At 36.7% G+C, this 13,564-nt stretch carries 12 protein-coding genes and 1 tRNA gene; 1 reads left to right on the top strand and 12 read right to left on the bottom strand.

Going from position 1 to position 13,564, the window contains the following annotated elements; genetic code table 11:
• Positions 1-138: 138 nt before the first annotated feature.
• The 6 genes from FYJ79_RS11720 to FYJ79_RS11695 form a co-directional block, all read right to left on the bottom strand.
• Positions 139-215, bottom strand: a tRNA-Arg gene (locus FYJ79_RS11720).
• A gap of 51 nt (positions 216-266) precedes the next feature.
• Positions 267-734 (bottom strand): metallophosphoesterase family protein, encoded by a 468-nt coding sequence (locus FYJ79_RS11715; protein ID WP_154518671.1) that lies wholly within the window; start codon positions 732-734, stop codon positions 267-269.
• Entirely contained in the window at positions 731-1,882 is a 1,152-nt protein-coding gene (locus FYJ79_RS11710) for a D-alanyl-D-alanine carboxypeptidase family protein (protein ID WP_154518668.1), read from the bottom strand. The genes FYJ79_RS11715 and FYJ79_RS11710 overlap by 4 nt, the downstream gene beginning before the upstream one ends.
• Positions 1,883-1,910: 28 nt before the next feature.
• Positions 1,911-3,710: an excinuclease ABC subunit UvrC gene (gene uvrC / locus FYJ79_RS11705; protein ID WP_154518665.1), complete on the bottom strand. Its 1,800-nt coding sequence runs from the start codon at positions 3,708-3,710 to the stop codon at positions 1,911-1,913.
• On the bottom strand, positions 3,703-6,000 hold the full coding sequence (locus FYJ79_RS11700) for an endonuclease MutS2 (protein ID WP_154518662.1): 2,298 nt from the start codon (positions 5,998-6,000) through the stop codon (positions 3,703-3,705). The genes uvrC and FYJ79_RS11700 overlap by 8 nt, the downstream gene beginning before the upstream one ends.
• A complete protein-coding gene (locus tag FYJ79_RS11695; RefSeq protein ID WP_154518659.1) occupies positions 5,997-6,803 on the bottom strand; it encodes a CvpA family protein in 807 nt (268 codons plus the stop codon). Before FYJ79_RS11695 ends, FYJ79_RS11700 begins: the two co-directional genes overlap by 4 nt.
• An 88-nt stretch (positions 6,804-6,891) precedes the next feature.
• Here FYJ79_RS11695 and FYJ79_RS11690 point away from each other — a divergent pair, with 88 nt between their 5' ends.
• On the top strand, positions 6,892-7,800 hold the full coding sequence (locus FYJ79_RS11690; protein ID WP_154518656.1) for a ribonuclease HIII: 909 nt from the start codon (positions 6,892-6,894) through the stop codon (positions 7,798-7,800).
• A gap of 6 nt (positions 7,801-7,806) precedes the next feature.
• Here the strand turns inward: FYJ79_RS11690 and FYJ79_RS11685 are convergent, their stop codons facing one another.
• The 6 genes from FYJ79_RS11685 to FYJ79_RS11660 all read right to left on the bottom strand — a co-directional run bounded on the left by FYJ79_RS11685 (position 7,807) and on the right by FYJ79_RS11660 (position 13,375).
• Entirely contained in the window at positions 7,807-8,460 is a 654-nt protein-coding gene (locus tag FYJ79_RS11685; RefSeq protein WP_154518653.1) for a YczE/YyaS/YitT family protein, read from the bottom strand.
• A 463-nt stretch (positions 8,461-8,923) separates the two neighbouring features.
• Positions 8,924-10,534 (bottom strand): hypothetical protein, encoded by a 1,611-nt coding sequence (locus FYJ79_RS11680; protein WP_154518650.1) that lies wholly within the window; start codon positions 10,532-10,534, stop codon positions 8,924-8,926.
• 79 nt (positions 10,535-10,613) lie between these two features.
• Positions 10,614-10,940 carry an IS200/IS605 family transposase gene (gene tnpA / locus FYJ79_RS11675; RefSeq protein WP_229771467.1) on the bottom strand — a complete coding sequence of 109 codons (327 nt, stop codon included), beginning with the start codon at positions 10,938-10,940 and terminating at the stop codon, positions 10,614-10,616.
• On the bottom strand, positions 10,918-11,115 hold the full coding sequence (locus FYJ79_RS11670; protein ID WP_154518647.1) for a hypothetical protein: 198 nt from the start codon (positions 11,113-11,115) through the stop codon (positions 10,918-10,920). The genes tnpA and FYJ79_RS11670 overlap by 23 nt, the downstream gene beginning before the upstream one ends.
• Before the next feature lie 169 nt (positions 11,116-11,284).
• The gene (locus tag FYJ79_RS11665; RefSeq protein ID WP_154518644.1) at positions 11,285-11,998 is read right to left on the bottom strand and encodes a helix-turn-helix domain-containing protein; all 714 of its coding nucleotides are present in this window, start codon (positions 11,996-11,998) and stop codon (positions 11,285-11,287) included.
• 507 nt (positions 11,999-12,505) lie between these two features.
• A complete protein-coding gene (locus tag FYJ79_RS11660; RefSeq protein ID WP_154518641.1) occupies positions 12,506-13,375 on the bottom strand; it encodes an ATP-grasp domain-containing protein in 870 nt (289 codons plus the stop codon).
• Positions 13,376-13,564: the final 189 nt, after the last annotated feature.

Genomic DNA, 13,564 nt, shown 5'->3' with positions numbered 1-13,564 from the left:
CATATGAGATGGTGTTTTTTTATGCCTGTATATTGCAGAAATCCTCTATCACTCATGGAATCGAAGATGAAAAAGAGATCTGCTTAGCAGACCTCAAAATATTTAGTTATTTCGGGACATTCCCTTAATAATAAAAGATGGCGTCGACGGAGGGATTCGAACCCGCGACCGCACGCTTAGAAGGCGTGTGCTCTATCCAGCTGAGCTACGTCGACAACTTCAACGGGATTTATGATATCATATCTCCCGTTAATGTCAATAATAAATTACAGTTCTTTGATTTCAGCACTGGTAAGTTGCCCATCATCTAGCGTTACAACGGCATAAGAACGTTTGCTGCCTCCTCTTGGCCATGACGTACTGCCAGGATTGATGAAGGTATATTTGCCCTCACTCTTAATTGAAGGCATATGGGTATGACCGGAGAACATAAGTGTGCAGCCATGTTTCTTTAAATCTTTAATCATATGTTTTTCACGATCAAAATAGCCATAGAATTGCCCATGGGTAACTAGTATTGAAATACCTTCTACCTTTAATTTCGCAAAGCGAGGCAAATCCAAGCCCCAGTCATTATTTCCAGCAACACATATAAAACCTTCCAGTTGCATTTTATGGGTTGCTTCTGAATCACCACAATGAATATACAGATCTGCATCAGGCTCTAGGACACGAATATCACTCAGGATATGCATGTCACCATGATTATCTGACATGATTACAAGTTTCTTCATTTCTTTTCCTCGTTCTGAATATTGTATTCTTCTAATGATTGTTTATTATCATAGAGTTTCTTTGCTAAATTCTTACCAACATAGCGATAGATATGCGCATCATAAGTATGATTTGTGATACTTGCCTTATCATGGTCATAACGAATCACAAAACCATATTTATAGGCATTGGCTTCCAGCCAGGCTGCCTGCTGACTCTGGGCAAAATTGTTATAGCCGAGGTCTAAATGCGTAAAACTGATTGTATGACCTAGCTGGGATTCGTTGTAACCAGGAAGGTTTGTTTCGCTTTCATAAGGCACATAGGCTTTATGAACGACAAGATCTTTGCTTAGTTTGCCCATATCTGTAAGCATTGTACGCAAACTTTCATAAGCATCTTTCTTAAGATACATATCATAATGGCTTCTTTGAATACCTTCAATTAATACAAGATTGGATGGTACATAGGAACCAATAAATTGATTGTCACTTAACGTAAGTGTATTCTTAGAAGGATTATCAACAAGTACTGTGTTTTGATCATCTGCTTTTGTCATAAGAATTTTAAGAGAATCCTGCGAATAATATTTTGTAGCAGTTTGGAAGAATTGTGATATTTCTTTGTCTTTAAATCCCCTGCTCGCAAGTGTTGTATAGTAGCTTTCAAAGTCATCTACATAGCTATTTGTAGTATAGAGTTTTTTTAAAACAATATAATCTTGGCGATGATCGTAATTAAAGTTATTTTTTTCTATATATGCAGATAGAAGTTTGTTGGAAACAAGATATTTTGCAATGTATTCCTGGTTCGAATTAAATTCATCATTGAGTTTTTTGACAAGCTTATTTCCAACAACAACAAGATTACTCCCTTTGTATTCACCATCATTAATCAGAATTTCATAATACTTATAATTGTGAATATCAAAACCAGGATAGGGCATATAATTTACAAGATGGGTAATGGATATCTGGTTTTCAACAAGATATTCCTGATCTTTTTTACTTAAATATTGTTCGATGATTGCTCTATTGTCATTATTGATATCATTAATACGATAGAATTTATCATAGCGTTGATTGACTACATAATAAGAGGCAAGAAAAAGAAGTGTAACCAACAAAAACAGTTGCCAGCCTTTAAAAGCTGCATGCCAATCTTTCATAGGACCACTCCTTTCCTAAGCATTAAGTTTACTGATTATCTTCTTTGCCGTCAAGCGTGTCTTGTTTATGCAAAACAACATAGAGATCAGAAGCAACATTTTTAGGAACAACTTCAGCGAGCTCTTCCATACTTGCTTCACGCATTTTTTTAACGGATTTGAATTTATTAAGCAATTTTCGTTTTCTTGTCTCACCTATGCCGTCTACTTCATCAAGCAATGAAGCAAAAAGGGATTTGCTTCTGACCTGACGATGGAAAGAAATGGCATAACGATGGACTTCGTCCTGCATTCTTGTCAATAAGAAAAAGAGTTGACTCTTTGGATCGATTTCAACCTGTTGCCCATTGCCATCAATAAGCATCGCTGTCGAGTGCTTGTCATCTTTGGCAAGACCGCAAATATGTACATTGACATGAAGGCTTTCAATAACTTCTTTAGCGACTTTAATTTGCCCTAGTCCGCCATCGACAATAATCATATCAGCCATTTTCTGACCTTCTACAAGCTGGCGATAATAGCGTCGATAGATAACTTCCTTCATGCTGGCATAATCATCAGGTCCTTCGACTGTCTTGATCTTGAAACGACGATAGTCCTTTTTACTTGGTTTGCCATCTTTAAAGACAACCATTCCAGCTACTGCATAAGCACCTTGAATGTTGGAGTTATCATAGAGCTCAATATAATGGGGTGTTGGAATTGATAAGAGCCTGCCTAGTTCCTCAATAGCCCCTATTGTCTTTGCTTCATTCTGTTGCTTCAACAAGAATTTCTTTTCAAGCGCTTCTTTAGCATTTTTGATAGCCATATCTACTAATGCTTTCTTCTGCCCGCGCTGAGGCTGGATAATATTGGTTTCAATAATCTGACTGACAAGTTCAATATCCAAGTCACTTGGGACAAGTAATTCCTTAGGTGGCGTATTTTCCTGATAGTATGAGACGAGGAACGTAATCAAATCTTCCTGGTAGTCATCTGAGACAGGTACTAAGTTAAATTCATGGGACAAGAGCTTTCCTGAGCGCATAAAGAATAGTTGTAATGAGATATAACCTTTATCAATATAGTATCCAAGAATATCTCTGTTTTCTTTATTGTTGGAATCAATGGATTGTTTACCTGTGACATATTGAATGGATTGAATCAAATCACGGTATTCAAGAGCCTGTTCAAAATTTAGTGCAGCTGAAGCTTCTTCCATTTTTTTTGTGAGTTCATCAATCTTTTCTTTTGTATGGCCATTCATGAAACTGATGACTTCTTTTCTTATATTTGCTTCTTGCTCTTCTAAGCCTTCGTGAATACATGGACCTAGGCATTGACCTAAGGAATAATAGAGGCAAGGCTTATTAGGAATATGGTTGCATTTTCTAAGTGGGAAAAGCTTATTGAGAAGCTTAAAGGTATTTCTTGCTGCACCGGCATCTGGATAAGGACCAAAATGTTTGGCTTTTTTATCTTTAGCATTTCTTACAATCTTTAAACGAGGATGCTCTTCATCGGTTAACTGGATGTAGGGATAGAATGTCCCATCCATGAACATGATATTATATTCTGGAGCATAATCCTTGATCAAATTGATTTCAAGCAAGAGTGCTTCTTTTTCACTTCCTACTACAATATAATCAAAATCCCAGATATTCTCGACAAGCTTTGTTGTCTTATAGTTATGGGCACCCGTAAAATAAGAAGAAACACGATTCTTTAACTTTCGCGCTTTACCTACATAAATAATTTTTCCTTCTTTATTCTTCATGAGGTAACAGCCAGGTGAAAGCGGAAGTAAAGCAAGTTTCTTCTTGATATATTCAAGATTTTTATTCAAGATCTACAACAGTAGCACCTAATCCACCTTCATTAGGCCCACCATCACGGAATGCTTTGACATTCTTATTTGTTTTCAACATTTTTCTTATTCCATTACGTAAGACACCCGTCCCCATACCATGAACAATACGTACGCTTGGATAGCCTAAAACAATGGCATCATCAATAAATTTATCGACTGTATCCATAGCTTCCTGATAACGCATACCGATGACATTGACTTCATAATGACCGGTTTTCTTCATCTTAGGACGACCACCGGATTTCACTTTCTGCACTTTTGTTTTAGGATGGAGGAAGGTGATTTCTGTGTCTTTAAGCTTAATAGCAAGACCGGATACAAGAACAGTGACCTGGTGATTCTTGAGCACTTCGCTAATATCCCCTTCCCTGTTCATGGAATCAATCTTGACATGATCACCAACGACAAATGTATGGTTCTGAACTTTGACTTTTTGTTTCTTTTCATGTTTTAAATCATCAAGCATATGTTTAGCATTGAGGACTTCATGATCTTTGATATTGTCTTTTTCACGTACTTCCTTAACGATTTCATCAATCATCTTTTTAGCATCATCAAGCAAGGCGTTAGAGGCTTTTTCAGCCTGTGCCAAGGCTGCTTCTCTTTGTCTTTCAATACCAGCCAGCTTCTTTTCATAAGAATTCTTATCGGCTTCAGCTTTCGCTAATGTATTTGTGAGATAGTCTTCTTTTTCATTGAGTTCTGCTTCTTTTGTTGCAAGCTTCTTTGCCAGGCGCTCAGTTTCAGTTTCATCTTCTTGTTGATAAGCTAAGGCTCTTTTGATGATTGCTTCATCCATGCCTAAGTTTTCTGCAATTTCAAAAGCATAAGATGAACCAATCGTATCAAGCTTCAGCTTGTATGTTGGTTTCATTGTTTCGATATTAAAGCCAACCGATGCAAGAGCTATATCATCATGAGCTTGCCCATAGTTCTTCAAACTGCCATAGTGCGTTGTGATAATGAGGGTACAGCCCTTTTCAATAAAAGCATCAATCATTGCCTTAGCAAGGGCACTACCTTCCTGAGGATCAGTCCCTGACCCAATTTCATCAATAAGGACAAGGGAATGCTTGCTGGCAAGATGTAAATACTGAATCTGTTTTTTGACATGGGATGAATAGGTTGACAATGATTCAGCAATACTCTGATCATCACCCATATCAACATAAATCTCATCAAAGAAAGGAATGGATGCCTTTGTTGCACTGACCGGTAGGCCTGCTTCAGCCATTAAAGACAGGAGCCCTGCTGTTTTAAGTGTAACGGTTTTACCACCAGTATTACTACCTGTGATCATTAAGACTTTTTGTTTTAAGATGATATCATTCGCTACAACTTTCTCTGGGTCAATAAGCGGATGGCGGGCTTGATGCAAACTTAGATTTCCCTTTTGAACAACATCGGGCATAATACCATCAATGAAATTACCATATTCAGCTTTGGCAAAGATAAAATCAAGCACTGTGACAAGCTCAAGGTCATAGCTTAATGATGTAGCGATACGCTTCACGTAACGGCTGAGCGTTTTGAGAATACGGCGTATCTCTTCTTGTTCATCAGCTCTTAAATCATTAAGTTCATTATTCATTGTAACAACACGCTCAGGTTCAATATAGAATGTTTGTCCTGACGCACTTGTGGCATGAACAAGACCTTTGAATTCAGAGCGATGATCACTCTTAACAGCTAGAACAAGACGATCATTACGGCTTGTCAGGTTATCAAGAGATAATGCATCACCGCTTGTTTTCAAATAGGATTCCATTGTCTTGCGTATAGAAGATGTCAATGAGCGCATACTTTTTCTAATTTTTAATAAAGCTGCACTCGCATCATCAGCAATGCTGAAATCAGGAAGAATACAACGATCAATTTCACTTTTTAAATGCTCATCACCTTCTAAAGTCGTGACATAGTCCCTAAGGGCAATAATGTCACCTTCATAGCTATTAAAATAGCTCTTAAGATGGGCAACATTATCAAGGACATGATAGATGGCATAGAGCTCTTCGCAAGAAAGAATAGCATCTGTCTTTGCGAGCTTGATTGCATTACTGATATCTTCCATAGCATTAATAGGAAGACGTCCTAAAATACGAGCAATGTCCATTGCTTCTTGAGTACGTTTTATTTCATCGTTAAGTTCATCAAGATCTTGATAGGCGTTAAGATCTAAAATACGCTTTGTCGCTAATGAACTATGCGCATAGAGTGCAACCTGATCAAGAATTTTTGAGAATTCTAGTGGTTTATTATCAATCATTGTTTATCACCTATATTTTCTAATAAAAGTGTTTTATGGGCATCATCATAGGATGTTGCCTGAAGTATTTCTGCTAGGACTTGCTTGCGGCTAGAGGTTAGACTTGGATGAAACTGGAGAATATCTTTTCCAAGTTGTTTTTCTATAATGCTAGCGGCATGCGTCTTAGAAATGAGATGGTACTGGTAGCTATCTGTCAGCATATTGAGCATACCTTCAAGAACTTCTTTGCTGCTGGCATGCTCTCCTTGAGAAAATAAACTTTCATCTTTTATGTCATTTGATAGATTGCTTGTATCGGCTGGAAAACTGTTAACGATCTTTGTCGCAATAACAGCCTGACTTATATAAGTCTTGCCATCCTTGACAAAGGGAATGACGATCATGGTTAAAATGAGGCCAGAAATCAGATAGGCTTCTAGTATTCCAACAAGAGCTCCAAGTAAACGATTAATCAAAGCTGTTAAACGCAATCTTTCACTTAAATGCGTTAGTGCTGGTTTTAATAATAGACCAAGAAGCTTTCTAACAACAAGCAAGATGATGAGAATGATAAAAAAGATGAGAATTTGATTTATATAAGGTCCAATAAAATCATAGACTGGATTATTGTCATTATTATGGAGAGTAATAAGATTGCTGAAGGCGGGTGTCAAATAGAACGAAAGCATGAAAACAAGTAGAGCTGTGGCAATATCATAGAAACGTACAATAAAGCCCTCTTTAATGCCTTTAGCAAACATGAGTAAGAAATAAATTATAATGATAAAATCAATCATAATTGCGATTAATTGAGAATTCATATGCAATCACCCGCAACATTATAGCAAATGAAATTTATACTGTCAAAATGTTCATTCGTGTGATAAAATATAAAAAGAGGTGAATTAAATGGAACCAATAAGCTTTAAGATTACTCAAGCAACGCTTAAAAAAATGAATAAGTTCTATGACAGTCAGATGGTTCCATTTGAAGAGGAACAGTTCTTACTGAAAGCCCAGACTATCGACTGTGATATTGAAGTCAGCAATGAACTTATCGCGACCTTCAGAGGTGAAAATGCCATTCATGAAGCTGTCCATTGGTCTAAGAAGTTAGCAAAGAAAATTGAAAAAGAGAAAGAATCTCATGCACTATGTCTCCATCATCATATCGGAGCTGCTGAAACTGGTTCAAATGATTATATTGGTCCACTATGTGTTGTCGCATGTTATGTGGATGAAGAGAATATTGAATTCATTAAGAACTTGAATATTACTGACGTTGAATCTTTAACGAATCAGGAAATTGTGGATTATGCCAAGCTGTTAAGAGAAAGGGTCATCACTTCCCTGCTTGTCTTAGATAATTCGCATTATAACAAGATGATAGACAATGGCTTAAATCAGGCCAATATTCGTGCTCGCTTAATTAATCAGGCTTTAGTGAATGTTCTTCAGAAAGCTAAGAAGAATGTTGAATTTAAGGTGATTGAGCGTTATATTTCGCCTAAGACATACTTCAACTATTTAAAGAATGAAGTCATTGTTGTTAAAGATTTGATGTTTGAAGAACATGCTGATCAACAATATCTTGCCGTATTAGCTGCTGAAATTATTTCACGATATGCTTATCTCTCTTATTATGCATCAATGACAAAGAGTCTAAAGATTAAGCTTGCTAGAGGATCAGGTAGTAATGTGGATGCTGTTGTTGTCAATATTGCTGAGAAATATGGTGAAAAGATTCTGACTAAAGTTGTTAAGCTTAACTTCACTGATACAAAGAAAGTTAAAGCAATGTTAAAAGAAAGAGGCTAGGATTTCCTAGCCTTTTGTCTTTGATGCAATAACAATGTTTGCTATATTTATGCCAAAATGACGATCAAGAGCATGAATCACTGGACCAGTCATAAATGCTGCAACAATTGTTCCTAGTCCTATTCCCACAAGCCGCTTTAAAACAACAAAAGAGATAATCGTGCTTAGGCATACGAGTGTTAAATCTAATACAAATTTTACCTTTCCAAAAGGTTTATTGAGCACAGTGGCAAAAGCATTCACATAACCATCTCCAGGATTCACAATGAGCTGGACGGAAACCATCAAAAAGGCCCCTATTGCCGTAAAAACAATGGCCACTAGTAGCATGATGATGGCATAAGGAAAAGCAGGATTATTGATTGGAATCAACATATTATAAAAGTCAATGAGAATGCCAAAGAGATAAGATAAAGGCAACTGTAAGATAATGGCTAAGCTAACCTTGCGATAAAGCAGAATCTGAATAAGTACTAAGATACAGTAAATGATCGCTGTGCATGTCCCAAATGTAAGTGGGACAATTTTTGAAAGAACGAAGGATACGGACAGGATGGGTGAAACACCTAGTCCTGTTTTTGCATTTAAGACAAGTCCTAGTGCCAGTATCAAAATACCAGCAATATAAATAATCATTCTTTTGATCATATCTTTGTTCATGACAACACCTCAGCGCTATTTTAACATGTTACAAAAAAATAGGTAATAGTGCTTTATGCATCTTTGGCCAAGATTGCATTATTTGTCAGTATCAAGGAATGTTTCAAGAAAGGCACAAGTAACATAGCTACATAACAGGATGACAGCAAGTAAATTCCCCCGCCATCTTTTCTTAATATATCTCCACATCAATCATCCCTCATTTCCTTTTAAACATATGTTATGAAAAAAGTACAAGTACTCTTTGTTTTCACCAAAAGCCTGACTGCTCCCAAGGGCAAGCCCGTGGGGTTCTGATTGCCAAGGGTAGCTTGTAATCGTACACCATTTTCAGGCTTTGGAGTTACAAGTGTAAATCTGTTTGAATCAGGACTTTTATTACCAAGCAGTCCTACGACCACATGAACGGTAAATTTCTGCCTTTCAGCAAGGAAGTACAGTCAATCTCCCTGATATTAAGCTGTTAAGTTACTTTTATCCCGCTGTTTAAAATTCTAATCTTATTGGCCTTAATCCATGTGATGAGAGCTTTTTCTTTGCTGTAGCATCTTTCAAATTCTGCATTGCATTTGTCTTTGTCTATATCCCCAGTTCTGAAATCGTAGCAGTAAAGCAGAAATGATGAATACCAGTCTCTTTGCACTTCAGTACCATCCAAAAGCTTATACAATCTGTCAGACAGTTTCTTTTTGATGTAATCGTCGGCAGTGTGGTCGTATTGACTTGCCCTGTAATCATTTGGAACCTCTATGTATGTGCCACCCGTGGCCTTGAATTTCCTTTCTACCGCACTCTGGAATCCAGAAGGGCATCTGTTCTTTATGGATTTACCAAAACGCTTTTTCTTATTAATTTTGCCTTTACTGTTGACCGTAGTTTCTTTAGTGCGTTTCATAAGCCTGCTTGCATTTTTAGGTTCAGTCACAAACGTATCTCCAAGACTTCGTAAGTGGTTGGCATCTTCGTTTATTGCAAGCTGCCTGTTGACTGCATTGATACGGCATAATTCAGAGTGTTTAGCTTTCAGCCGCTTATAATGATTAGAGTATTTCCATGTTTTACGGCCTTTCTTAATCGTGCCATCATCATTATAGTTCTGCGGATTTGTAGCCTTTCTCGACCTGTCCATGGCCCTGTAGAGTAGACGCTCCTTTTTCTCGGAAGCTTGAATGCTGTCTCCACGTTCTGAAAGGTTCTTTAATCCGACTTCGGCATCTGAAGTATATGCGACTGTCTGAGTGCCAATGTCAGCCCCTATCATGCCATTGCCATATTTGTGGCGAGGATTGCCATGTTTATCATATTTGGGCTTCGCTTTGCCTTCAATGGTCAAATGGAGATACAGTCTGTATTTGCCTCTGATCAGCTTAGGGACAAAGGTGGCATAGCAAGGTCTGTATGTATCTATGCAATATGCGTCTTCTGCAAATGTATAGGCCGCTTTATCATCTATCATTTCAGAGTTAGCAAGATAAGACAGAACGGCGTCCACTTCATCCTGTTGAAATCTGTCATTGATTTGTATGCCACAGATATTCTTACTAATTCTGAACTGCAGCCTGTTATCCTTGACAGACATAGGAATGCCGCGATTTATCTGTTTTGCTCTGATGCATGGCAAATCTCCGTATTTGGAAAAATGAATTACGCCGCCGTCACCATAAAGACATTTTTCTATCCCGCGCCAGATATCTTCGGCTTTAGTAAGGGCAAAAACGGCATCTATGCCATATTTCTTGCCTATGGGTATCATGGATTTTCTGCAATAATCCCATGTGATATTGTAGGATATCTGCATTTCGCTGAGCTGCTTTGCCAAAGCCTTACGTTTGTTCTTGTCCTCAGTATCCCCATATAATTTAAGCAGTTTGCGGTATCTCTTGGTACGTAGAAGCTGGTCATAATTCTTTCTCATCAGACCGACAAGTTCATTTCCAGCCTTGCGGATTTTATCAGAAAGCGCCACGACTCTTAGCACATCAGAATACGGCATATCGGTTTCAACAGCTAAAATATGCCTGTCGGAAAGTTTATGAAATTTCTTCAGGATTTTCTTATATTCTTCATCATTCATGATCTTTCTGTTCCTCAATATATTTCTTTACCGCAGTCTCGCTTATATGTCCGACTGTTGATATAAAATATCCTCTCAATCATAATACTCCGCAACGGGCGTAAAACTGTTTCAGCTCTGGATACGCCTTAAGCATCTCAATAGCACTGATGCTTTTCAGAGTTCTTGCTATATCACAAGGGGCAACTGTTTGAGGACAATCTACGAACATGTGTATATGGTCTGGCATTACTTCCAACGCCTTGATTTCATATCCGTAGTGTTTGCAGATGTCAGCAAGAATATTTTTCAATGCATCATAAGCCCCGCTTTGCAATATGGAGAACCTGAATTTCGGGCACCAGATTATATGATACTGTGTCAGATACTTGCAATGCGAAGCGCTATGATATTGTTCCTCGCTCATTATTGTTTTCTCCTAACTGATATTTTTCCTGGATCCCCCTACGCATCAGGTCGAGAAATGTGATTGTTTTACCCTCTTCTACAGAATAGATACGTGCAAGGTTTTCAAGCTGCATTTTCCATTCAGCCGGAATAGAAATGTTAATCTGTACATTATTGCTTTTAGATCGTGACATTTGTTTTCTCCTTTGTTGATTTATCTCATACATATATTATATATTCATTCTATGTTAATGTCGAGATAAAGAGAAGCGACTTTCATTCCACACGCAAGCGTGTGGAATGAAAGTCGCAAACTTATAACAAAGAATATTTGTACTTTACATATCGTTACATCTATATTTTTTATAACACATCATCAATCTGCCAGTGATCATCGCATAAGACATAGCCATATTCTAAATTCAGTTTATGAAATAACTGTTTGATCGAATTGCTGTTCATTTCCTGCTTACCACTTTCAATGCGAGAATATGTGACAACTGAACAGATATTTTCACTGATTTCTTCTTGTGTCATATTCCTTTCGATTCTTTTGTTGTATAGATAAGTGTGGAGGGGCATAGAGTTATTTGCGATTTCAAAGCTTAAAGCATCATGATGAAAGTGATACTGATGAAAAAGTGCATCTCTTTTCATACTGAAGTATCTATATAAGAACTGATCTTTCTCGTCCATCATGATTTGTTTCATAATATCCAATTCATAAGAAAAGAGCTTTGCCTTCTCTTCATCAGCATAATACAAATCTGTATATTCCATGCAGTTCTTTATAACATTTGTATTTTGTAATAATCGACCTTCCTTTTTCCAATAGTATAAAAGCATTTTCATTTCATCCGCTCCTAAGGCCATTTCAGGAAGATAGATATGATTAAGCTTAGGTAAGGTGATAGAGAGGGCTTTTTGTAGTATGTTTAAGTCGTTCGTAAGAAAACCCTGAATGAATAGGCGAAACTGGCGTTGAAAATCATTTTCTTTTTCTTCTCGTGATTCTAATGCTTCTAAGGCTTTGTCATAATCTTTGTCGTTGATAAGCTTAAGAATATGTTTTTCCATTCCTGATAGGCATCATCTTTTTGAGAAATGAGAAAGAGAAAGCTTGATGTCGACAATCCTAATCTTTCTAGCAAGCGTACACTCATGTCTTTTGACAATGTTATTTCATTTTTTTCGAACTTGGAATAAGCAGATTGTTTACATATTCCATAAATCAGTTTTTCCTGACTTATATCTCGTCTTTTACGAACTCTATAACATAATTCACCAATATCAATAGTCTTTAAAATATCACTCCCCTTACATATATCATCATAGCATAGTCTATTTCCTTTTCCTTAGAATATTTATCAATGATATGAAAAAGACGTATGAAAATATAGGCTTATCAATCTTATGATTGATTTCATGAAATACATCTTTATAAAAAACACTGTTATGTTTAGAGAATATCAGTCTTTTTATCGGTGATAACTAGAGGATATTAAAAATGATGTACATAATCTTTAGAAAATGTGCATCACTTGATTGAATGTGTAAGTAAAAAGATAAATAACATTTAGTGTTTTAGGATATGTTATTTTGATTAAATGTATGATAAAGAGATTGATAATAGGCATAAGCATCCTGATGTGGAGATAGACCGGATACACTGCCATCCCCTGCTTCAATGATCTTCCATGAGCCATCTTCTAACTCCGCATAATCGATTGTGTAATAAGGACTATGCATCTTGCGATATTTTTCAGCTAAAGATTGAGGAAGTTTATGAGTAGTTGCTGGTTGATTGGAATTTCTGCTGATGCTGATAATGCAACCATTGCCATAAAATACACGAAATTCATTTGTGTCATTATCATAATGCTTTAAATGTAAATATTCCTTCACACATATACCACCTGTTAGAAGATCTCCTCTGTATTGATAGAAGATTTTCATTTTTTCATCAAATGTTTCTTGTGTAATGGATTGATCAAAGTATGAAGGAAAGGCTGGACCTTTTGTAGATTTAACACTATCTTTAATCATGAAGCGTTTAAAGTGCTTTTTGACAAGATCAACATCAACCTTGCCATCTGGAAAATAAAGCATCTTTGCAGTGTCTTCTTCTATATAGGGGTAAACATTTGGGAAGAGATGCATATTTGTATAAGCATCTGGATCAGTTAGTAAATGAATGCCACATGTATTTAATTCATCATAAAGCTGTTTATATTGTTCAGGCTTTAACATCCAGCCACGATAGATGACCTTTTCAGAAATATCTTCTTGTTTGGTGATTTTTAAAGGTTCTCCAGCTACCCAATGATCATAATTAAACAGCAAAATGTTGAATAGGCCAGTCTCTAGTGCCCTATGATATTCTTCTGCCATATCATCATCAATAACACGATAATTCATATAACTGCCAGGAAATAGTATTGTCATTTTATTCATATAAATCATCCCTTTCATGATGAAAAAATAAAAGTCTTACAAATTAATAATTCTTTAAACAAAAAAATCCCCATTTGCACAGTGGACCTATATGATATAGAATAATTATGCATGTAATGCAATTATGCTTTGGCGGGTGACTGTGCAATTGTGATTTTGGCGATCCTCTGTACGGTCATCCACCAAAGC

Origin of the sequence: Sharpea porci (assembly GCF_009695655.1) — a bacterium.
GTDB lineage: Bacteria > Bacillota_I > Bacilli_A > Erysipelotrichales > Coprobacillaceae > Sharpea > Sharpea porci.
Note: the sequence above shows the minus strand (reverse complement) of the source record. Positions and strands in the feature narration are given on the sequence as shown.